Annotated in this window: 17 protein-coding genes and 1 pseudogene; 7 read left to right on the top strand and 11 right to left on the bottom strand. The window is 72.4% G+C overall.

The features are described from left to right. Nucleotides 1-70: 70 nt before the first annotated feature. From KIK06_RS04420 to KIK06_RS04405, 5 genes and pseudogenes are all read right to left on the bottom strand, one after another. A complete protein-coding gene (locus tag KIK06_RS04420; RefSeq protein WP_268642011.1) occupies nucleotides 71-772 on the bottom strand; it encodes a Crp/Fnr family transcriptional regulator in 702 nt (233 codons plus the stop codon). Nucleotides 773-1,518: 746 nt separating this feature from the next. Next, nucleotides 1,519-1,977, bottom strand: coding sequence for a DUF7737 domain-containing protein (locus tag KIK06_RS29325; RefSeq protein ID WP_442789817.1), 459 nt, complete (start codon nucleotides 1,975-1,977; stop codon nucleotides 1,519-1,521). A 291-nt stretch (nucleotides 1,978-2,268) separates the two neighbouring features. After that, nucleotides 2,269-3,584, bottom strand: a pseudogene (locus KIK06_RS29320) (DUF4132 domain-containing protein); the annotation flags it as partial. 641 nt (nucleotides 3,585-4,225) lie between these two features. Continuing rightward, nucleotides 4,226-4,621: a hypothetical protein gene (locus KIK06_RS04410; protein WP_268642010.1), complete on the bottom strand. Its 396-nt coding sequence runs from the start codon at nucleotides 4,619-4,621 to the stop codon at nucleotides 4,226-4,228. A 94-nt stretch (nucleotides 4,622-4,715) separates the two neighbouring features. After that, the gene (locus KIK06_RS04405) at nucleotides 4,716-5,426 is read right to left on the bottom strand and encodes a DUF5710 domain-containing protein (protein ID WP_268642009.1); all 711 of its coding nucleotides are present in this window, start codon (nucleotides 5,424-5,426) and stop codon (nucleotides 4,716-4,718) included. Nucleotides 5,427-5,861: 435 nt separating this feature from the next. Here KIK06_RS04405 and KIK06_RS04400 point away from each other — a divergent pair, with 435 nt between their 5' ends. The 4 genes from KIK06_RS04400 (at nucleotide 5,862) to KIK06_RS04385 (ending at nucleotide 10,858) form a co-directional block, all read left to right on the top strand. Further along, complete coding sequence (locus KIK06_RS04400; protein WP_268642008.1) at nucleotides 5,862-6,131, top strand: hypothetical protein; 270 nt, start codon at nucleotides 5,862-5,864, stop codon at nucleotides 6,129-6,131. After that, the gene (locus tag KIK06_RS04395; RefSeq protein WP_268642007.1) at nucleotides 6,124-6,735 is read left to right on the top strand and encodes a DUF6879 family protein; all 612 of its coding nucleotides are present in this window, start codon (nucleotides 6,124-6,126) and stop codon (nucleotides 6,733-6,735) included. Before KIK06_RS04400 ends, KIK06_RS04395 begins: the two co-directional genes overlap by 8 nt. A gap of 61 nt (nucleotides 6,736-6,796) precedes the next feature. After that, nucleotides 6,797-9,178: an ATP-binding protein gene (locus KIK06_RS04390; RefSeq protein ID WP_268642006.1), complete on the top strand. Its 2,382-nt coding sequence runs from the start codon at nucleotides 6,797-6,799 to the stop codon at nucleotides 9,176-9,178. Nucleotides 9,179-9,220: 42 nt separating this feature from the next. Then, nucleotides 9,221-10,858, top strand: coding sequence for an SWIM zinc finger family protein (locus KIK06_RS04385; protein ID WP_268642005.1), 1,638 nt, complete (start codon nucleotides 9,221-9,223; stop codon nucleotides 10,856-10,858). 31 nt (nucleotides 10,859-10,889) lie between these two features. On the opposite strand, the gene KIK06_RS04380 is transcribed toward KIK06_RS04385, so the two are convergent. Then, nucleotides 10,890-11,948: an SEC-C domain-containing protein gene (locus tag KIK06_RS04380; RefSeq protein ID WP_268642004.1), complete on the bottom strand. Its 1,059-nt coding sequence runs from the start codon at nucleotides 11,946-11,948 to the stop codon at nucleotides 10,890-10,892. A gap of 410 nt (nucleotides 11,949-12,358) precedes the next feature. On the opposite strand from KIK06_RS04380, the gene KIK06_RS04375 reads away from it, so the two are divergent. Further along, complete coding sequence (locus KIK06_RS04375) at nucleotides 12,359-13,243, top strand: STM4015 family protein (RefSeq protein WP_268642003.1); 885 nt, start codon at nucleotides 12,359-12,361, stop codon at nucleotides 13,241-13,243. Nucleotides 13,244-13,301: 58 nt separating this feature from the next. Here KIK06_RS04375 and KIK06_RS04370 read toward each other — a convergent pair whose 3' ends face one another. Together KIK06_RS04370 and KIK06_RS04365 are read right to left on the bottom strand one after the other, a co-directional pair. Next, on the bottom strand, nucleotides 13,302-14,066 hold the full coding sequence (locus KIK06_RS04370; protein WP_268642002.1) for an enoyl-CoA hydratase/isomerase family protein: 765 nt from the start codon (nucleotides 14,064-14,066) through the stop codon (nucleotides 13,302-13,304). Between the two features lie 46 nt (nucleotides 14,067-14,112). Beyond that, nucleotides 14,113-15,318 (bottom strand): lycopene cyclase family protein, encoded by a 1,206-nt coding sequence (locus KIK06_RS04365; protein ID WP_268642001.1) that lies wholly within the window; start codon nucleotides 15,316-15,318, stop codon nucleotides 14,113-14,115. 76 nt (nucleotides 15,319-15,394) lie between these two features. Between KIK06_RS04365 and KIK06_RS04360 the strand changes: the two genes are divergently transcribed. Beyond that, nucleotides 15,395-16,111 carry a class I SAM-dependent methyltransferase gene (locus KIK06_RS04360; protein WP_268642000.1) on the top strand — a complete coding sequence of 239 codons (717 nt, stop codon included), beginning with the start codon at nucleotides 15,395-15,397 and terminating at the stop codon, nucleotides 16,109-16,111. Next, complete coding sequence (locus tag KIK06_RS04355) at nucleotides 16,108-17,682, top strand: FAD-dependent oxidoreductase (RefSeq protein WP_268641999.1); 1,575 nt, start codon at nucleotides 16,108-16,110, stop codon at nucleotides 17,680-17,682. The genes KIK06_RS04360 and KIK06_RS04355 overlap by 4 nt, the downstream gene beginning before the upstream one ends. On the opposite strand, the gene KIK06_RS04350 is transcribed toward KIK06_RS04355, so the two are convergent. From KIK06_RS04350 to crtI, 3 genes are read right to left on the bottom strand one after another with little or no spacing between them, the layout of a single operon-like run. Next, a complete protein-coding gene (locus KIK06_RS04350) occupies nucleotides 17,646-18,650 on the bottom strand; it encodes a DUF5914 domain-containing protein (protein WP_026127367.1) in 1,005 nt (334 codons plus the stop codon). The genes KIK06_RS04355 and KIK06_RS04350 overlap by 37 nt on opposite strands. Nucleotides 18,651-18,698: 48 nt before the next feature. After that, on the bottom strand, nucleotides 18,699-19,637 hold the full coding sequence (locus KIK06_RS04345) for a phytoene/squalene synthase family protein (protein WP_268641998.1): 939 nt from the start codon (nucleotides 19,635-19,637) through the stop codon (nucleotides 18,699-18,701). After that, nucleotides 19,637-21,157 (bottom strand): phytoene desaturase family protein, encoded by a 1,521-nt coding sequence (crtI, locus tag KIK06_RS04340; RefSeq protein ID WP_268641997.1) that lies wholly within the window; start codon nucleotides 21,155-21,157, stop codon nucleotides 19,637-19,639. The genes KIK06_RS04345 and crtI overlap by 1 nt, the downstream gene beginning before the upstream one ends. Between the last annotated feature and the right edge of the window lie 105 nt (nucleotides 21,158-21,262).

The raw sequence follows: 21,262 nt of genomic DNA, 5'->3' as shown, positions 1-21,262 counted from the left end.
GGTTCCTGGTGGAAGGTGTGTGACTGTGTTCAGTTCTGAACACAGGGCGAGGAACGTGGCGCAGGACACATCACGCGTTGTCGTCTCCGCGCGCCAGAGCCTTGAGCGCCGCCAGGTCGCGAATCGCGACGTACTGCCTCCCTGTACGGATCAACCCGCTCTCCTTCAACCGGGTGTAGGCGAGATGAACCGAGGTCCGGGACATGCCGGCGAAGTCCGCGATATCCCGTTGCGCGAGGGAGATACGCAGCAGGCTGCCCTCCCCGACCGTCCCCGGCCCGTCGGTGATCGCCGGAGGGGTCGGCTCTCCGAGAACCCCCGCCAGATGGACCAGGGCCGCGGGCAGACGGCGCTCGGCGGGCAGGAGCGAACGCTGGACCATCTGGTCGCTCTCGCGCTGGCGCATGAGGATGCTCCGCCACAGAGCCGTCTCCAGACCGAGGTCGTCCAAGAGTCGACGGAAGCGGTGGGAGGTCAGGAACGCCGTGGTCGTCGGGCCGAGAGCGGTGACCGTGGCACCACGCTCTCCACCGGCCAGGGAACCCTCGCCCAGAACCTCGCCGCGCGTCCGGAACGCCAGCGGCACGGATGTTCCGTCCTCCTGGACGGAGACCACCCGCGTACGGCCGCTCAACACCAGGTGGACTCCGCTGTCGGTGCCTCCCTGGTGCAGCAGGGTCTCCCCCTCCGTGAACGGTCTCCGCACGGCTTCGGACACCAGCCGACTCCACTGGGCGTCGGTGACCATTCCGCCGAAACCGTGCCTGTTCATACGGCCCGTCCCCTTGTCCACGACGAGAGTTCCGATGTCACACAGAGTTCTCACCACCTGGGCGGAGAGCCATCCCCTCGTGGCCGGAGCTGGCCACGAGGCCGTGCTCGACCGCAGGGGGCTCGAACGGTCACCTTGGCTCGAAAGCCTGACCAGGGGTGCTGCGGTGGTAGCCGACCCATGGCTGGCCACCACCGCACCGCCTGGGCTCAGTCGGATTCAGTGGTGGTCGGGAACCCTGTCCAGGACGCGAGCGAGGGTCTCGGCGTCGGGGACCTCGTCCAGTCCCGGGGAAGAGGCCAGTCAGAACGAACCTGTGCGCACAACGGGGACAGAATGGTCCGATGAGCGGGTCGCGTCGAGGCAGGGACCGGGCATCGGGCCGCTGGAAGGTCCGGGTGCGGGGATAGGATGCGCCATCGATCCCGCTTTCCCACCATGGTCAGTTCGAATGTCGGGGTTTGAGGGCCCGGGAAGAGCACTGCAACGCTCTCCGGAGCCCTTGTCAGTTCAGAGACACAGCACGTGCGTGGTGTGTGGCGGCGGTGGTCTACGTGTCGGCGTTCCAGCGGCTGCCGCTGAGGTCGTGGGCGAGGAGGAACCACACCTACCGGTAGTCGGGACGCCTTCCTCTCCGCCGCCCGCAGCTGATCACCCGATCCCGAACCCAGCGGACCCCGGCCCCTTCCGTGGCCGGGGTCCGCTGCGTGCCGTCCGGGCACGGCCCGCCGACGCTTCCCGCTCCCCTACCCGTCCAGTCCGCGGCGGATCTGCCTGGTGATGCTCACGTCCTCGATGGCGCTGTCCTCGGCCAGCATCAGCGCCTTGGACAGGATCAACGCCAGGCGGCCGCCGTCCTGCTCGAAGGGCAGGAACACACCCGGACCCTTCTCCCTCCCCGAGGGCACCACGCAGAGGTAGGAGTCGTCCGGTTCCATCAGGATGTTGGCGCTGCCCAGGTGGATCCGGTAGGTACGCAGGTCTCCACGCACCCGCAGGAAGCGGCCGTCGACCTCCAGCCGGTCGGCCGCGCTCAGCCTCGGCAGCAGACGCTCCAGAGCCTCCCTCCGCACGACCGCGTTTTCAGTGAGCTCACCGAAGGCCGTCTCACGCCAGTAGCGCAGGTGAGCGCTCTCCCCCCGGTCGACCCACTGGGGGTCTGCGGCAATCGAGGACACCCCCACCGCCAGATCCACGTCGCGCATCGCCTCGGACAGCACCAGTGTCGGCACCTCCGCCAACGGGACCGGTTCCCGCTCGCCCGCGGGGTGGAAGCGGACCTGGTCGGTGCCGCAGTACCGGACGGGATCGAACTCATCGTCGGCCACGGCGATGTCGAGACTGACCTGCCAGGAGGTTCCGCTCTCCCGGTCGGTGTAGACGCACTCGGCGGGGCCGTCCTCACCGCCGTGCCAGCCGCCCAACTGGTGCACGCTCCACCCGCGCTCGTTCAGCAGGGCCTTGGCCTGGCCGTACCTGAGGATGTGGGCGGCGTACCGGTTGGAGTAGACCCGGGTGGCCTCCTCCGCCGGTGTGAGCAGGTAGATCTCCCGGTACGCCTGCTTAACGGGCTGGGCGATCTCCCGGTCGGTCAGATGCCCCGCCACCGGTGCACCGTCTCCGGTCGGCTCCGTACGGGGTGCCACAGCCGCACCCGGGCGCCGTCGTCCAGAGTCGCGGTGCGGGCGACCACGGCCCCGTCCGGGTCGAGGAGGCGCCAGTGGTCGCCGTCGACCTCGGGCAACCCGCACACCCAGGTCCGGCCGCCGTCCCCGCTCACCTCCCACAGCAGCCGTCGGGCGAGCGTCCCGGTGACCGGGTGGTCAAGGTAGTGGCGGACCCAGGACGCGGCGTCCCACACACGCCCCTGGGCCAGGAACCCCTCCAGGCGGACCCGTTCGGCCGCCACGACCTGACGCAGTTCCTTGAGCTCGGCCCGCAGTGCCTTGACCTCGTCGGGATGCGACTTCCGAAGGGCCGCGGGTGGGCTGGCGACGGGACGCCCCTTCGCGGAGACGAAACCCAGCGCGGCGGTACCGTCCGCGCCCAGGGCCACGGTGACCGGGTGCTCGCCCAGCAGGTCGGTCCGGGCCCCGTCCCGGTCCAGCCCGAAGTCGGGGACGGTGCGCTCCAGCAGTTCCTCCCCGGTGATGCCCAGCCGGTCGGCGATCTCGCCCAGGGCCTTGTCGATCACCTTCGACAGGGTCTTCTTCTTGACCCGCGCACGGATCCGGGCGAGGGCGGCGACCGCCTCGTCGGTGCCGCGCGCGGCCAGGATGCGGACGCAGGCCGAGGCCGTGCGTTCGGACCGCAGCAGCTTGGAGCCGCCCGGCCCGGTCCCGGTGAACACCGCCAGCCGTTCCAGCAGGGGCAGCGACCAGGTGTCGGACTCAGAGGCCAGCTCCTCCACCGCCCACGCCAAACCGTTGACGATGTTGTGCACGTGGTGCAGGAAGTAGGCCGTGCTCGAACCGTAGTGGTCCCCCTCCTCAGCCTTCGGCGTGCACAGCACCACTCCGATCAGGCGCCGCACCGCGTCCTCCGCCTCGGGAAGCACGGCCAACCTGCGCCGGAGCCCGGCGCACCACTCGCGGTCGGGCCGGGCACCCGGCGGGATCAGCAGGGAGACGAACAGCTCCGCCAGCCCCGGACGGGTGGCCAGTTCGGGCTCGCGCGCACGCAGCACATCACCGAACGGGTCCCCTTCCGGCAGGACGTAGCCGGTCTCCAGGACGGCGCCCAGTCGGAGGAGAAGCAGCAGGCCGCGTCCGGGAGCCTCGGGCCGGTCGTGATCGAATCCGAACAGGTGCATCCCACGCTCTTGACAGCGGGCCCGGTACTCCTGCAACTGCTGCGTGCACGGGGCCAGGACCTCATCCTCCACCCGTTCGCAGATGCCGATGTGGGTGTCCGGGCCGATGAGACCGTGCGCCTCCGCGTCCATGAGCAGGGAGAGCATGGGGGCGTTCCAGAGCGGGATCTTCTTGGCCAGGGCTCGGGCGCCGTGACTGTGGAAGCGAGAGAAGTAACCGTCGTGGTATCCGTTCTCGTCGACTGCGGCGGGCCGGGGATGGAGGGAGCTCAGCATGAACCAGAGCGCCAGGCGCACCCTCAGATCACCGTCATGCCGGTCGATCACCTCGCGCAGCGGGGTGCCCGCGTCCAGCGCGGACACCCTCTCCATCCGCCAACCCCATCCAGAGGCATGGTGGTCGCGCGCGACCCGGTCGCACTCCTCGATCAGCTCTGGCAGGCCAGGGTCATGCAGCCGGCCCAGGAACTCCTCGATCTGCTCGGGCCGCGTCCTCCGATACGCCCAGGAATGCTTCTCCGTAGCCTCGAAGCCCCGGGCGAACTCCTCGGCGGTCCGCTTCGCCCACTCCAGCGCCGCGGGTGAGGGGGTGATCGAGGCGAAGGGCGGGGCCGCGGCCTCGCTGGTGGTCCCGGTCATGGTCAGCCCCCCGCCAGCGGGATGAGCCTGACGAACACGATCTCGGGTTCGCCGGTCAGGTCGACGCTCTCGGCCAGGGACTCCACCTGGCGGTCGCCGACGATGAGCACGAACCGCTGCTTCTCGAAGGCCCGCTCGGCCAGGTCGGCCTGCTCCTCCCAGTCCACGGTCGGCCGTTCGGTCCGCCGGTCCCCGGTGTTGAGCTGGCGCTCGGCCGCGGTGGGGGCCACCAGGCCCTGGAAGGGTAGGGACCGGTCGAGGTTGTATCGGGCGACCTCCTCCCGCACGTGCGTCCGGATCAGTTCGCGTACGGAGATCCGGTCGGGAAGGGCAGGCAGTTCGAGAGCGGGGCCGGTGGCGCCAAGCGGGCTCTCGACCCGGAGGTGGGCTCGGGGCATGGGGGTGGTTCCTTTCCTCCGCCAGCGCGGGGCGTCGCGTGCCGGGCCACGCTAGCGGAGGGAACCGACAGACCCACCGAGCCCCCGTCCACCGTCACCACGACGAACGCTGGCGCTGGAGTTCGGCCCGGGCCTGCTCCGCCCGGCGCAGCGCGTCGGGCGGAGGCTGGACGGTGATCCCCACCGCCGTCAGCATGCCCAGGTCCAGCTCCCACACCACTCCTGATCGGCGTTCCCACAGCACGAACGCCTCGCGGACGTGGCGCTGGGCGGCCTCGGGCGAGGCTCCGGTCACCGCGATCAGATGGGCCATCGCCTCGGCGGCGATCCCCTTCACCTGGGCGAGGCCGAAGTGGGTGACGGTGTGGCAGGGCGTGCAGACGCAGATCAACCGCCGCAGGGTCTGCGTCCCGCAGCGTTCGTCGAAGGTCCACCGCTCGTGCACCTCCAACCACCGCCGCGCCTCGCGGTCGGCGGCGGCCCCGCAGATCTCGCACACCTGCCCCGCACGGTCCACGACCATGCGGCGCAGCCGCTCCCAGTCCCGCTGCGACACGCACGAGCGCACGTTCGTGAACCAGCAGGTGCTGGGCACCAGGTCGACGAACAGCCCCGAACCGAGCGAGCGGTCCTCCCCGGGGAGCAGGTCGGGGATGTCGGGCCGGGCCGACCAGCGCTCCAGTCCCGCGATCCCCGGCCGGGGCGCGTACCAGCGGCGCACCCGCGGATCCCACCGCGCCCCCTCCGCCTTCGCCAGGTCCTTCTCCGCGTACGGGACGTCAAGCCAGATCCGTTCGGCAGGCACCGTGCTCCTTGCTTCAGGTAGGGGATGGGTGACCGGGCAGTGACACTAACGGTTCTCACGAGCGGAAGTCAGTGCCGCCGGGTGGCCGGAAACGGCCACCGCATGCCCCACACAGCGGAAATCAAGGACCAAGGACTCTTGCGCTCTTCTCTCCACACCGCTGGTTCGAACACATGGCGCAGCCGCCAGCGGAGAATCCACCAACAGATACCACCACGGCACCAAAAAGAGAATCACACCCTTGCCATCACAGACCTCATGGCCTGTACTTTTTGCGACATAACCAACTGTGGCCACACGAATGGCGAAAATCCGCGCAGGCAGGAGAGGCAAAGGTAACCACGAGCAACGCGATCATCACCCAAGGAATGAATGTTCTCGTGTTATTTTTGACGGGCGTACGCACCCCCCGAACAGTGCGCGGAAGGGCTCACGATGACACGCCCCTGGGAGGCGGATCCCACTGCGGCCATGACACGGAGACTGGGCAGCTCACCAGCGGATCTGGGCAACACCGACCACGTCGACGGCTGTCCTGACATCTGGGAGCTCTCCAATGGCGACATAGCCGTGATCGGCCGTGACCTGACCCGCTCCTACGCTCATCGGCTTCCGGGCGGAGCCGCCATCGCCGACGACGAACGGCTCGTCGTCATCCCCCGCTCCACACTGATCTCAGCGAAATCGGACATCCCCGATGCTTGACACCATCGACTCCCTTCCCGGTGATCACCTGGCGCGCACCGACTACTCCGCCGACTTCCGGAACCGATTCCGCTCGCTCAGGGACACCGACGTCTACAAGCTCGAACGGCAGCAGGAGTTCCACCAACCGGAAAGCAGGAGTTGGATGGCCTTTCTCGACGGGCGCCGGGATGAGTCCCTGCGCCTGTTGGAGGACAACCGCCCCGCCCTTCGGCAGGAATTCGCCCGCCTCGCCCAGGCGGGGTGCGGTGTTCGCCGGGTGCGGGTCGTGGCCAAGCCCTTCCCCACCTACCTCCTCTGGGAACTGCATTCCCTGCGGGTACGGGCCCAGTGCGGTGAGGACATCCGTGTCGTCTCCCCGAGCCGCCTCGCCTCCTTCGAGCGGAACCGTCCCCTTCCGGAGATCGTCACCCTCGGAGACGAGGTGACCTACAAGATCCTCTACGACGCGCAGGGCGTACTCGAAGGAGCGATCCGGTTCACCGACCCGGCCGTCACGACCAGGTGCCGGTCCGAGATCGCGGCCCTCCACGCGACCGCCGAAGTCCTGGAGGACTACTTCGTCCGCGAGGTGGGCGGGGCGGAAGTCGCCTGTGCCCGATAGTGGACCGCCTCGCCCCGGCGAGGGGCCGGAGGAGAACGCGTCGGGCGGCACACAGTCCCGGATGGCGGAGGTGTCCGGCCGCGCGGTTCAGGCACGGGACGTCCGGGGTGGGGTCCACTTCCACGGGCGGGGAGCGGACCGCTCCCCCACCCCCGTGCCCCGACAGCTGCCCGGCGACGTGCGCGGATTCGTGAACCGTACCGGTGAGCTCGACATCCTCAGCACCCACACGCGAGCGGGCGCGGGCGATTCGGACGAAGGTTCCGCGGCCGCGATCCACGTCATCGCCGGTACCGCGGGTGTGGGGAAGACGGCCCTCGCGCTGCGCTGGGCCCACCGGGTCCGGAACCACTTCCCCGACGGCCAGCTCTACGTCGACCTCCAGGGCTACGGTCCCGGGCTGCCCCTGTCCCCCGACCAGGTGTTGGACCGGTTCCTGCGGGCGTTCGGGGTCTCCGCCGAGTCGATTCCCCCCGACACCGACAGCCGGGCCGCCCTCCACCGGTCCCTCCTGGCGGACAAACGCGTCCTGATCCTGCTGGACAACGCCTCGTCCGCGGCGCAGGTACGCCCGCTGCTCGCCGGTTCCCCCGACTGCGTCGTCGTGATCACGAGCCGGGACCGGCTGTCCGGCCTGGTCGTCAGGGACGGCGCGCAGCGCCTCACGGTACGGTCCCTGGATCCCGCCGAGGCCGTGGAACTCCTGGAGCACATCACGGTCCGCCACCGGCCGCGGGACGATCCGCAGGAGGTGACGGAACTGGCCCGGTTGTGCGGGCAGCTCCCGCTGGCCCTGCGGATCGCCGCCGAACGCGCGGCGAGCCGCCCGTACATGCCGCTGAGCGACCTCATCCAGGACCTGCGCGACGAGTCGGCGCTGTGGGACGCCCTCGCCACCGATGACGAGGAGGAGGCGGGCACGGTCCGTTCCGTGTTCGCCTGGTCCTACCGGGCCCTGCCCAAGGACGCCGCACACCTGTTCCGACTGCTCGGCCTGCATCCCGGCCGGGACTTCGGAACCGGAGCGGCGGCGGCTCTGGCGGACCTGCCGATGCGCCGGGCACGGCGCACCCTGGACATCCTCGTCGGAGCCCACCTGCTCGAACAGACCGGCCCCGACCGGTACCGGTTCCACGACCTCATCCGCTCCTACGCGACGGACCAGGTACGCGACGAGGAGGAGCCGGACCGCCGACGCCAGGCCCTGCACCGGCTGCTGACCTGGTACCTGGCCACGGCGCACGCCGCGCTCCCGTTGATGGACTCCAACCTGCGGCGCCCCGACCCGGACGAGATCCTCCCCGGAGCGGCGCGCGACGATCTTCGTGTGTTCACGGACCACACCGACGCGGTGCGCTGGTTCGAGGTGGAGGGGAGGAACCTGACGACCGCGATCGAGGTGGCCGCCGCCAGCGGCCTGGACGGCCTCGCCTGGCGGCTTCCCGCCGTCCTGCGGCACTTCCCGGCCTTCCACACGCTCGGTGCGGAGTGGATCGCCAGCGTCCGCCTCGGGCTGGAGGCGGTGCGGCGGGAGCACCGGCCCTCAGCCGAGGCCGACCTGTGGGAGGGCCTGGGCATCGCCTGCAACCAGGCCAACCGCCCCGACGAGGCGGTCACCCACCACGGGTGCGCCCTGGAACTGCGCCGGGAACTGGGCGACGGACTCGGCGTGGTCATGTCACTGAACGCCCTGGGCCTGGCGCACCTGCGCGGGCACCGGCTCGGCGAGGCGCGCGACCACCTCGAGCGGGCGCTGGAGGCCGTGGGAGGTCTCGGTGACAGGCTCTGGGAGGGGATCGTCCTCGGGAACCTGGTCCGTTGCCGCCTCGAACTGGGCGGGCCGGAGGAGGCGACGGCCCTGGCCGAACGGGCGATCGGCGTCCACCGGGAGACCGGCAACCGGATGAGCGAGTTCGCCTGCCTGACTTCCCTGAGCGCCGCCTGGCGGGAACTCGGCCGGGCCGACCGCTCCCTGACCTTCGCCCAGCAGGCCCTGGAGATCGGCCAGGACCTCGACCAGCCGGTCCGGGAGGGGTTCGCACTCCTCGAACTCGGCAGGGTCCACGTGCTGCTCGGGCACATGGAGGACGCTCTCACCTCCTTCCACGAGGCGGCCGGCCTGCACCGCAGGATCGCCGACCACGTGCGCGAGGCCGAGGCGTTCGAGGGCGTGGGCGAGGTCTACCAGGAGCTCGGCCGCCCGGGAGAGGCAGCGGGCTTCCACCGGCAGGCGGCGAGTGCCTACCGCAGGTACCGGGACCGGTGGAGGCTGGCGGTCTGCCTGGACCGACTGGCCGACGCGGTGGCCGCCACCGGTGACACGGAGGCGGCCCGGGAGCACTGGCGCGAGGCGGCGGAGGTCGTCGAGGACTTCACCGACCCCCGGGCGGTGCGCCTGCGCGAGGAGGTCACCGCCAGGTTCCGAGAGACCGCCGGTTCCTGAGACCGGCGCCGCCCACACGGTGACGGCGTGTTGAATGGCCCCATGCCTACCTTCTCCATGGAGGACCTCCTCGAACTCGCCGGGCGGAAATCCTACGCACGCGGTGTCGACTACGTCTCCCAGGTCACGGGCCTGACCGTCGACGGGAACACGGTGCGCGCCACCGTCACCGGGACCCACTCCTACCGGGTGGAGCTCACCCCGGGCCGGAGAGGTCTCGTCTGGGACTGCGACTGTCCCTGGGCGGAGGAGGGCAACTTCTGCAAGCACTGCGTGGCGCTGGGCCTGGTCCACCTGTACAACCTCGAACACGGGGTGGAGGTCCCCTCCGCCCCGGACACCCGCGCGTATCTGGAGTCGCTCGGCCACGGTGAGCTCGTCGACCTGGTGCTGGAGGCCGCTACCGCCTCACCCGGACTGCGCCGCCGCCTGGAGATGCGCGCGGCCTCCTCCGGGGACGAGGTCGACACCGCCTCCCTACGGGTCATGGTCGACAGCGCGCTGCGGACCGTCGACCTCGTGGACTACGGCGAGGCACGGGGTTACGCGGACGCGGTCCACGGGGTGGCCGACGAGCTGGCCGACCTCCTCGAACGGGGGATGGCGGCGGAGGCGGAGGAGCTGGGTCGCCGCGCGATCGAACTTTTGGACGAACACGGCGGCATGGTCGACGACTCCGACGGTGACGTGGGCGAGGCAGCGCACCGGTTCGTGGAGATCCACGTCGAGGCCTGCGCGGAGGCGGGCGTCGATCGCGAGCGGCTCGCGGACTGGCTGCTGGACCGGCAGCTCAACGGGGCCAGCGGCGTTCCGGAGCTGCTGGTGGAGACGTACGCGGACGCACTCGGCGAGGACGGTCTCCGGCACTACGGGCAGGAGCTGGCCCGGGTCCGGTCACAACGGCCGGAGGGCGACTGGACCGCACGGTTCCTCATGACCGAGTTCGCCCGGGTCGCGGGCGAGACCGACCTGCTGGTGCGGGCGTACGCCGCGGACCCGGGACACGTGCACTACGCCGGGATCGTGGCGGCTTTGGACGAGGCGGGCCGCCGGGACGAGGCCCTGGAGTGGGCGCTCAGAGGGCTGGCGGAGGACACGGGTCGGCTGGACGAACGGCTCGCCGACTACGCGATCGGCGCCTACCGGGGCGCTGGACGGGACGAGGAGGTCCAGCGGTTGCGGTGGGAGGTGTTCGAGCGTTCTCCGCGGGTGCGGACCTATCAGAGTCTGCGCGCGGACACCCCGGAGCACGCGTGGCCCGCCGGGCGTGAGCAGGCGCTGGCACTGCTGCGGCGGTCCGCCGCGCGCAGGCCTCAGCCGCACCTCCCCTGCACCCTGGTGGAGGTGCTGTTGGCCGACGGCGACGCCGAGGGTGCGTGGCAGGCCGCCGTCGAACACGGCTGTGACGACCGCCAGTGGCTGCGGCTCGCCGCCCTGCGGGAGGCCTCGCACCCGGCGGACGCCCTGGAGGTGTACCTGCCGCGGATCTCCGCGAAGGTGGCGCTCACCAACCCGGCGCTGTATCCGGAGGCGGCCGAGCTCGCCCGGAAGGTGTGCCGGATCTACGAGCGCCTGGGGCGTTCGGCGGAGGGCCGGGAGTTCGTCGAGGGGCTGCGGGCCGAGCACCGGCGCAAGCGGCGGTTCCTGGCCGAACTCGACCGGGTGGGGCTCGGGCGGTGACGGCACCGGGTCCCCGCGGGAGGCGGACCGCTCAGCGGTGGGCCGCCGAGCCGCAGCACTTCTTGTACTTACGGCCCGAACCGCACCAGCACGGCTGGTTGCGTCCCGGAGGCCAGGGCAGCAGGCGTGGTGAGCCGTCGGGGATCCGGGCCTCCGCCCAGGCCCGGTGGGTGTCGGCGTCGGCGGGGTCCAGGCCCTCGGCCTCGGCGAAGGACGCCATCTCCTCGGCGCGGAACAGGACCGTGTGGAACGACACCGCGGGGCGTTCCCCGGACGAGTCCCGCAGGACCTGTTCGGCCGCCCGGAAGTAGGCGTCCGGCCCCTCGTCGGCGGCGTCACCGGTGAGCAGGCCCCGCGACCGCGCCTCGGCGAAGTCGTCCCGCGAGACGAGGACCTGGATCCCCCGGAGGAGTCCGTGCGGCGGGACGGGCTCGTCGTCCGGGCCGGGCATGCCCTCGTCCCACGCGTCGAGGCCTTCGTCCCAGTCCGGGACCGTGTTCTCTTGGAGCAGACGCATGGCCACCGTCAGGCCCGCCTCGTCATGGTCGTCCATGGGCAGCCCCATCTCACCGCGTACACGGGCGCGGATGACGAGCGGGCGCATCGTGGCGGCGTCGGCGTCGACGAGGTCGTCGGCCGGTTCGGCCAGCAGGTCGCGGGAGGCGATGTTGGCGCAGCGCAGCGCCCGTTCCAGGTCTCCCGCCTCCTGCAGGTCCTCGGCGAGGAGGTCGGCGGGCCCCTGTTCCAGGCGGCCGGGACGCAGGAGTTCCTTGAGCATCCCCTCCGCCTCCCGCACCGCGTCGGCCTCGCCGCTGGCGCGCAGCCGCCGCATGATCTCGATCGAGGCGTACTGGGCGTCCTCGGGGACCGGCGGGTGCTCCCGGAGTGCTTCGAGCAGGGCCCGGCCCTGGTCCGACCGTCCGGCGCGCTCCATCCGGTCGGCGGCCTCCAGGAGGATCGGTCCGGCCTCGTCCGGTTCGTCCTGCAGCTCGCGCAGGACCGCACGGGGAAGGTCGAGGTCTCGCAGAGCGGCCCACAGCCGGGGCGGGATCGACTCGGGGAACGGTGTCGTGGGAGTGGTGTCAACCATGATCGCCACGCTAGCGCCGGGGATCGGACGCGGTCCGGCGTTCGCGCGAACTCCCCGCCCCGGGTCAGCGCCGGTCGGGCACCGGACACCGGGCGGAACCGTCGTCGCGACCTCCGCCTACCGGCCGCGGTCCTCACCCTCGCCCGACGAGGGGACGGCGCCCTGGGGCGGGTGGCCGTCCGGTGCCGTCGAGGACTGGTACACAGGAGCCGACCACCACCTCCCCCACCAGGAAGTACACCCATGCCGAATGACGAGCACCTCACCCGGTTCGTGGGTTCGCCCGTCGTCGAGTTCACCGACCGTGGCGCCTCCGGCAACCGGCCCCGTGAAGACCGGGGGCCGGACACGGACGGGGAACTGTCTCGCGCGCGATCGACGATCCGGGGGCGTTCGCGTGGCGGTTGCGCATGGAGCCGCCCAGCCCCCTGCCCGGCGTCGGAGCGCGGACGGAACCGTTCGAGGAGCTGGACGCCTACCTGGACCGGTTCACCGAGACGGTGGACACCCGGGCGATCACCGCCCTGATCGTCGGGAAGTTCCCCTTCGGCTCCCCTTTCGAGTCGACGGAGTCGGACGGGCTCCGCGACCGGCTCATCGCGCTCGCTCCGCGCCTGACCGGCCTGCGCGCGCTCTTCTTCGGGGAGATCCTCCGGGAGGAGTGCGAGGCCTCCTGGATCCGGCACGGCGATCTGGGTCCCCTGCTGGCCGCCTACCCGAGGCTCACCGAGTTCACCGTGCGCGGGAGCGGCGGGCTCCGGTTCGGTGTCGGGCAGCACCGGTCACTGCGGCGGCTCACCGTCCAGAGCAGCGGGATCGACCCCGAGGTGGTGGAGAGCATCGTCGGCGTCTCGCTGCCCGGGCTCCAACACCTGGAACTGTGGCTGGGGGTGGCGGAGGACGGAGCGGCCACCCCCGAGGACTGCGGTTCCCTCCTGTCGGGCGAGGCCTTCCCCGGTCTGCCCCACCTGGGGCTGCGCAACGCCGAGTTCACCGACGACTGGGTCCGGGCGTTGGCGGAGGCACCCGTCACACCCACCCTGCGCACCCTCGACCTGTCCCTGGGCGCCCTGACCGACGAGGGCGCCCGGGTCCTCCTCGACGCCCCGGCCTTCCGGTCACTCGACCGGCTCGACCTGCACCACCACTACATGTCCGAGGACATGACCGAGCGGGTCCGCGAGGCGTTCACCGCGGCCGGAGTCCGCGTCGACGTCTCGGACCGGTGGGAACCGGACCGGGAGGGCTGTGCGGACGACGAGGATCCCTGGCTGTACCCGGCGGTCGCCGAGTGACCCGGCCGCACCGGGCGGGAACCCCACTTGCGGGAACCGCCCCGACCGACGGGAACCCTCACCGGCCGGTGAACACCGGGGTGCCGCGGGCCAGGGAGGCGCTGATCCCGGCCTCGTGGTCCTTGGTGTCCATCAGGCGGGTCTGTTCGACGATCTCGCGGTCCAGGGCGGCGGGCAGCGCGGCCAGCAGGTCGGCGCGCATGGTGGCCTTCATCGAACGCACCGCGAGCGGAGCGCGGGCGGCGATCCGACGGGCCCACTCCAGCGCGCCCTCCCGAACCTGGCCGTCCTCGACCAGGTGGTCGGCCAGGCCGATCGCGTGCGCCTCCTCGCCGGGGACCCGGCGGGCGGTGTAGAGCATCTCGGCGGCCTTCTGGCCACCCACGACGCGGGGCAGGGAGGCGCTCAGCCCGAACCCCTGGTGCAGGCCGAGCAGACCGAAGTTGGCGTGGAAACGGGTGGCGGCCGAGGCTACCCGGAAGTCCGCGGCGCAGGCCAGCCCGAGTCCGCCGCCCACGGCCGCGCCCTGGACCGCGGCGATCACCGGGACCGGCAGTGTGTACAGGCGCAGCCCCTGGCCGTAGAGGGCGCTGAGCGTGTGGACCGGGCTCTGGCCGACCCCCTCCCCCGCGAAGTCCACCCCGGCGCAGAAGTTCTTGCCCTCCGAGCACCAGACCAGAGCGCGGCACCCGTCGGCGGCCAGCTCCTCCGAGGCGTCGGCGAGCTCGGTGAGCACGTCGAGGGAGAAGTGGTTGTGGGGCGGGCGATGGATCTCCAGAACGCCGACGTGGCCGTCGACGCGCACGGACAGCTCCTCCGACATGGGAGCCTCTTTCCTTCGGTGCGGAACGGGACGAACGGCAACGAGGCTATCGGGGGTGCCGCTCCGGAGCGGCACCGGCCCGCAGCGGCGCGAGCGCCCGTTCGACGACCGCCGCCGACATCGCCGCGACGGGGGTGGTCAGGCCCATGGCCAGTTCGCGGCCGAACGTCGACCCTCCGTCGAGGAACTCCAGGACCTCGCGCGTGTCGTTGCGGGCGAAGAGCCGGGCGAAGAACTCCGCGCCGTCCAACCGCCCGGAGTCCAGGGCGTGCAGCAGGACCGAGTCCATGGCCAGGTGTCGGTGGCGGTGCGGGATCGGAGGTACCGGATCCCGGCCCCGTTCCAGCGAGCGGACCACCGAGGCCGCCTGGCGCTGGATGCCGCCGAAGGTGTAGCCGGTGGACGGCCGGGTGGCGCCTCCGGCCGCGCCGATCCGGAACACGCGACGGCCGACGCGCGTGGGGAACCTCGCGTCCGTCATGGGGATCACGCCCTGTTCGCGGGCGGCGACCGTGAACCGCTCCAGGCCGAGCACCTGACCGGTGTACCGGCGCAGGGCGGCCTCGTAGCCGTCCTCGTCCAGGACGTCGCGGTTGAACTCGGTGTACTCCACCAGGGCCTCCCGCGGGGACGTCGGGAGCACGTAGCCGAACGAGACGCCGGTGCGCGGCCTGGGGGTGCGCAGGTCCATGAGCGACGCCGTACCCGGGTCGAAGACGTCGTCCTCGGTGTGGACGAACCAGCCGCGGAAGTGCTGGAGCAGCGTGGTGCGCGCGCCGGGCGGCACCGGGCGCGGGCGGGAGTCGAAGACGTGCGCGGCCCCGAGCGACACCGGTGCGCCGTCGGGCCGCGTGGCACGCACCGTCGCGCGGTCGGCGCCGTCGTCGATCGCGGTGACCGTCGCGGCGCAGGGGTGGACGTTGGGGCCGAAACCGGCGCGGACGTGCGTCTCGAAGTCCCGGGAGCGGAGCATCTTGTAGGACAGCGGACCGATCGCCTGCTCGTGTCTGGCCCCGGAGGGGGAGATGACGGACAGCGTGTCCCACCGGGCGGCGAGGACGCCGTCCCACGGGCCCGGGCCGCGTTCCCAGAAGCACCAGGTCCGGTCCCCCGGGCGCGCCGGCCCGGCCGGCGGTTCGACCAGCGCGATCTCCGGGGGGCCGATTCCGGGCAGGGCGATTTTCGCCGCGAAGTGTGCCAAAGTGAGACCGGCCGCGCCGGCGCCGACGATGACCAGATCGAATTCCCGCATGGCGGTTAGCATGTCATGGAATCCGACTCCGATTCGATACCGTCTCTGGGGGATCATGGCTCGGCCATTTCTCGGAATGAAGTCCGGTGCGGTCACCGATGAGTTCGACCGCGCGGCGGCGTCCTATGACACACTCGTCGCGGCCAACCCCGGATACCACCGGCACCTGCGTCTGTCGGCGCGCAGGCTGGCGCTCCCACGAGGCGGTGAGGGTATGCGCGTGCTCGACCTGGGCTGCGGAACCGGGGCCTCGACGGCGGCTCTGGCGCGCCTTTTCCCACGCGCGCGGATCATCGGTGTGGACGCTTCCGAGGGCATGCTCGCCCGAGCGCGCGCGAAGAAATGGAAGCCGAATGTCCGGTTTATCCACGCACGCGTCGAGGAATTGTCCGCCGACCGCCTGGGCGGCCCCTCGGACGCGGTGTTCGCCGCCTATCTGCTGCGCAACTGCCCGGACACCGACGCCGCCCTGGGGGTGATGCGTGACCTGCTCGGGCCCGGGGGCCGGATGGTCCTGCACGAGTACTCCGTGGCCGACTCACCCGCCGCGCGCCTGGTGTGGTCGCTCGTGTGCTGGGGCGTCATCATCCCCCTCGGGCGCCTGGTCACCGGCCGGTCCGACCTCTACCGCTATCTGTGGCGCAGCGTCCTGGACTTCGACGGCGTGACCGAGCTGCGCCGACGCATGGGTCGGGCGGGGCTGGAGAACGTGCGCTCCCTACCGCTCCCCGGCTGGCAGCGGGGCGTCACGCACACGTTCCTCGGCGGGGTTGCGGCCGAAGGAGCCTCATGACGTGGTCGCCCGCCGACCCGCGCGCCGAGGTGATCGACCCCGCCCCTCCCACGGGACCCGAAGCCGCCGACGCGCCGCGGGCGGCGATCGTCGGAGGGGGCATCGCCGGGCTGGCCGCGGCCACGGCCCTGTCGGAGCGCGGTGTGCGCGCCACGGTGTTCGAGCGCGAGCCCGACCTGGGCGGACGCCTGCGGGGGTGGCCGACCGTCCTGGCCGACGGCCGCGCCGCGACGATGAGCCGCGGCTTCCACGCCTTCTTCCGCCAGTACTACAACCTGCGGGCGCTGCTGGCCCGCCTGGACCCCGGCCTGGGCATGCTCAGCCCCGTGCCCGACTACCCGCTCGTCCACGCCCGGGGCGGGCGCGACGTGTTCACCGGGCTTCCGGCGCGGCCTCCCCTGAACGCGCTCGCGCTGGCGGCGCGCAGCCCGAGTTTTCCCGCGGGCGAGCTGGCCCGGGTCAACGTCGCCGCCGCCGTGCAGTTGCTGGACGTGGACGTCCCCGGTGTCTACACGAGGCTGGACGACCGGGACGCGCCCGCGTTGCTGGAGGCGATCCGCTTCCCCCCGCGCGCCCGGCACCTGGCCTTCGAGGTGTTCTCGCGCAGTTTCTTCGCCGACCCAGCCCAGCTGTCGGCGGCCGAGCTCGCCGTCATGTTCCACCTGTACTTCCTGGGCTCCAGCGAGGGGCTGCTGTTCGACGTCGCCAACACGCCCTTCCCCCAGGCGATCTGGCACCCCTGGTCGGCCTACCTCACCCGGCACGGGGTGGGCGAACGCCTCTCGGCGCCCGTGTCCCGCGTCGCTCCGGGAGAGCGGCGCCGCTTCGCCGTCCACACGGAGGGCCGGGCGGCCGAGGAGTTCGACGCCGTGGTCCTGGCGACGGACGTCCCCGGACTGCGCGGCCTGGTCGCCGATTCCCCGTGCCTGGGCGACCGGGACTGGCGCGGCCGGGCCCTGGAGCTTGCGAGCGCCCCGCCCTTCCTCGTCAGCCGGCTGTGGCTGGACCGGCCCGTCCGCCCGGACCGCCCCGCCTTCCTGGGCACCGCCGGCTACCCCACGCTGGACAACGTCAGCGTGCTGGAGCGGTTCGAGGACGAGGCCGCCCGCTGGGCGCGGAGCACCGGCGGGTCGGTGGTGGAGCTGCACGCCTACGCGCTGCCCGCCTCCTGCGACGAACACGTCGAGCGCAAGCGGCTGATCGCCCAGCTGCACCGGGTCTTCCCGGAGACCGCGCACGCGGGAGTCGTCGACCAGCGCCACGAGATGCGCGCGGACTGCGCGCTCTTCCCGCCGGGCGGCTACGAGCGCCGTCTGACGCCCACCACGTCCGACCCCTGGCTGGTCGTGGCGGGCGACCACGTGCGCGTGGACCTGCCCGTGGCCCTCATGGAACGTGCCGCGACCAGCGGTCTGATGGCCGCGAACGCGCTGCTGGGCCGCTGGGGACTGCCGGGGCACCGGCTCTGGAGCGTGCCCCGGCGTGGGCGCTGGGGCCCGTTGCGGGCGCTGGCCCGCTGGGCGCGCTCGGGGGGTCAGCCGGGCCAGCGCCCGGAGGCGCGCAACGCGTAGCGCCGTTCGGCGTAGGCGAGGTCGTCGCGCCACAGGCGCCGGGCCGCGGCGCGCATGAGGGGCCGCACCAGTGGGGCGGCGCGCGCGGCCAGGCGGAATCCGGCGCGCTCGGAGGAGGCGACGGTCGCCTCGATGACCGCCGTCGAGGGGACGCCGTCGCGCACGCCCAGGGGGGTGGCGTGGGTCTCCACCACGCTGCCCTCCCCCTCGCCCCCGATGATGTGCATGACCACGGTGCGCGGCTCCGGACACGAGAACGCGGCCCGGACGGGCACCCCCCACCTGCCGGCGACCCTGAACGCCACCTCGGCGACCATCCGGTCGGGGTCGGGGGCGCCCTCCGGCGGCGTCTCGGTGACGCGCAGCCCCACGAAGGAGTAGGGGTGGAACCACGACCCGTGCCACGGGTCGAGACGGTTGGCCACCACGTCCTCGGGTTCGCACCGCCCGACGAGGCTCTCCACCGCCGTGAGCGCGGTCGCCGCCGCGGGGCGTTCGGGGAGCACGGGCCGGGGCAGCGGCTCCTCGCCGCCGACGTCGTCCAGGCGGACCCAGGCCAGGACCCCGTCGTCGTGACAGGGGTAGGGCCGCCATCCCGGGAAGCCCTCGGCCCCCAGGGACAGCCCGTGCCAGCGGCACACCAGGCGGCCGGAGTCGACGGCGCCCCGGCACAGCGGCGCCCCCAGGTGCGGGCAGGCGCCGGGGGCCGCGTGCAGGCCGCCCTCGGAGTCCCGCCAGGCGACGATCTCCGTCCCGGCGACCACCCGCCCGAAGGGCCGGTCCGCGCGGACCTCGTCGCTGGCGGCGAACACGTACCAGTTGCCGGAGGGGCGGGCCAGGGCGCGCTTGAGGGCGGCGCCGATCACCGCGGGTGAGGCCTCCCGCCAGGTGGGGGCCTGTCGGCTCCAGCGGGTCGCGGGCAGCCGGCGCAGGGGGGACCGCCTTGGTTCGGGAACGGGCTGCGGCATCCGTGGCCTCCTCGGGGTCGTCGGGACGGGCGGGGACGTGCTGTGCGGTCAGGCGCCGAGGGCCCGTGCCATCAGGGCCCTGCCCAGTGCGGGCACCGCGACACGGGCCCGTTGGGCTCGGGGGACCCGGTGCCGCCGGGACCACACGTCGTAGTCGGCCTCCTCGATCCGGTCCAGGATGCCGCGGTACAGGTGCAGGGCGGTCTCGACACACGGGCGCGCGACCGGGGAGAGCATCGCGCACCCCGGCTCGGCCTCGCGGTAGACGGCGCGGTTGAGGTCGACCAGCTCGGCCAGGGCCTCGCGCACATGGCCGTCCTGGCTGCGGCGGCGCCGGCAGTGCCGGAGGAGTTCGCGGTCGACGCCGTGGCGGGCCAGGACGTCGGCGGGCAGGTAGATCCGGTCCCGGTCGAGGTCCTCGGCGACGTCGCGCAGGAAGTTGGTCAGCTGGAAGGCGGTGCCCAGCGCCGCCGCGTGCGGCTCGGCCTCGCTCCGGGGGACGACGGTGCCCAGGACGGGGAGCACCTGCAGGCCGATCACGGCGGCCGAGCCGTACGTGTAGCCGCTGAGCGCGGCGTAGTCGGCGTAGTCGGTGACGGTCAGGTCCGCGCGCATCGAGGCCATGAACGCGGTGAAGTACTCCTGCGGGATCGCGTACCGGCGCGCCGTGTCGGCCAGGGACCGCACCTGCGGGGCTCGGGCGTGCCCTCCGGCCATGGCCGCGTCCAGTTCCCGCTCGACGCCGTCGAGGAGCGCGGCGGTCCGCTCGGCCGTCTGTCCCGGGGCGGGATCGTCGACGATGTCGTCCACCCATCTGGCGAACCCGTACAGGGCGTGCACCGCCGGTCTGCGCTCGGGCGGAAGCACCCGCGTGGCCAGGTAGTAGGTGCGTCCGTGCCGGGCGTGCAGCGCGCGGCTGGCGGCGTAGTCCCGGCGCAGCGCGGCTCCGGTGATACCCGCCGCGTCGAGTTCGAAGGCGGTGCCCATCAGCGCCTCCCCCCGGCCACGGCCGCCTGGCCGACGATCCGGGCGGCCGCGAGTTTGCCGGAGACCAGGGCGGTGGGCAGGCCGACGCCCGGGGTGGTGCCGCATCCGGCCAGGACCGCGTTGCCCGTGCCGGACACGAGGTTGCGCGGCCGGAACGGTCCGGTCTGGGCGAAGGTGTGCGCGACCGCGAAGGGGGTGCCGAAGGCCATCCCCTGGCGCGACCAGTCCAGCGGGGTGGTCAACCGCTCGGTCACGATCGCGGAGCCGAACCCGTCCATCCCCCGTTTCTCCAGGGTCTGGACGAGGCTGTCGCGGTAGCCGTCGGCCTCGCGTCCCCAGTCGATCCGGCCGGTGCGCAGGTTGGGGCACGGAGCCAGGACGTAGTACAGCTGGTGCCCGGGGGGCGCCAGACCGGGATCCGTGGCCGTGGGGCGGGTGATGAGCAGGGAGGGGTCGCCCATGGTGGTTCCGCTTCGGCAGATCTCGTCGAAGGTGCGCTCCCACTCGGCGCCGAAGGAGATGGTGTGGTGGTGGTCCCCCGCCCACGCGCGGTCGACCCCGGCGTGCAGGACCACGGCCGAGGGCGAGAAGCGCAGCGGCACCGGCCGCCAGGGGACGCGCCCCAGCATCCGGTAGGCCATCGGCAGGTCCGGGGTGAGCACCACCGCGTCGCATCCGAACCGGGCGCCGTCACGGGTGTGGACCGCGGTGATCCGGTCTCCGCGGCGCTCCAGGCGTCGCACGTCCTGTCCGTAGTGGACGGTGCCTCCGGCGTCGGCCACGGCGTCGGCGAGCGCGTCGCCCAGAGCCCTCATCCCGCCCTTGGGGAAGTACACGCCCGCGACCGTGTCCATGTAGGAGATGACGGCGTAGGCCGCCAGCGCCCGCTGGGGTGTGACTCCGGCGTAGAGGGCCTGGAAGGAGAAGATCCGGCGCAGCCGCTCGTCGGCGACGAAGCGCCCGATCGCCGGTTCGAGGCGTCCGAACCCGCCCATGGCGGCCAGCCGCGCGAGCTCGGGGGTGAACAGCCGCAGCGGGGAGTCGTAGTTGGCGTCGATGAACGTACGCATCTGGAGCCGGTAGAGGCGGCTCAACCAGTCGCGCAGGCGCAGATAGCCCCGGGCGTCCCGTCCGCCGACCCTGTCGTTGATCTCCTCGGCCATGGCCTCGGGGTCGGTGTGCACGTCGATGGCGGAGCCGTCGGCGAACCGGGCGTGGTAGGCCGGGTCGAGCCGGACCAGGTCCAGGCGGCGGCTGAGGGAGTCGCCCACCGCGGACAGGGCCTCGTCGATCAGGTCGGGCATGGTCAGCACGGTGGGCCCGGTGTCCATGAGGAACCCGTCGGCCTCGTCCCGCCCCGCGCGGCCTCCGGGGTACCCGTCGCGTTCGACGACCGTGACGGATCGGCCGGCTCCCAGGAGGTGGAGGGCGGCGGCCAGTCCGGAGACTCCCGCGCCCACGACGACGACGTGGTCGGTGGGTCCCGCGACGGTGCGCGGTGCTCCTGCGTACGGCTTCACGGGCTCTCTTCTCCGTCGGTCGGTTGTGGGGCACGGGCCCCGCACGTCGGCGGGCACCGTTCCCCGGGTCGGCTCCGGCCTGTTCCCGGGCGGCCGCGGGTCCGC

Source organism: Nocardiopsis sp. EMB25 (assembly GCF_026797795.1).
GTDB classification, from domain to species: domain Bacteria; phylum Actinomycetota; class Actinomycetes; order Streptosporangiales; family Streptosporangiaceae; genus Nocardiopsis; species Nocardiopsis lucentensis.
This window is presented reverse-complemented; position numbering and strand designations above follow the sequence as displayed.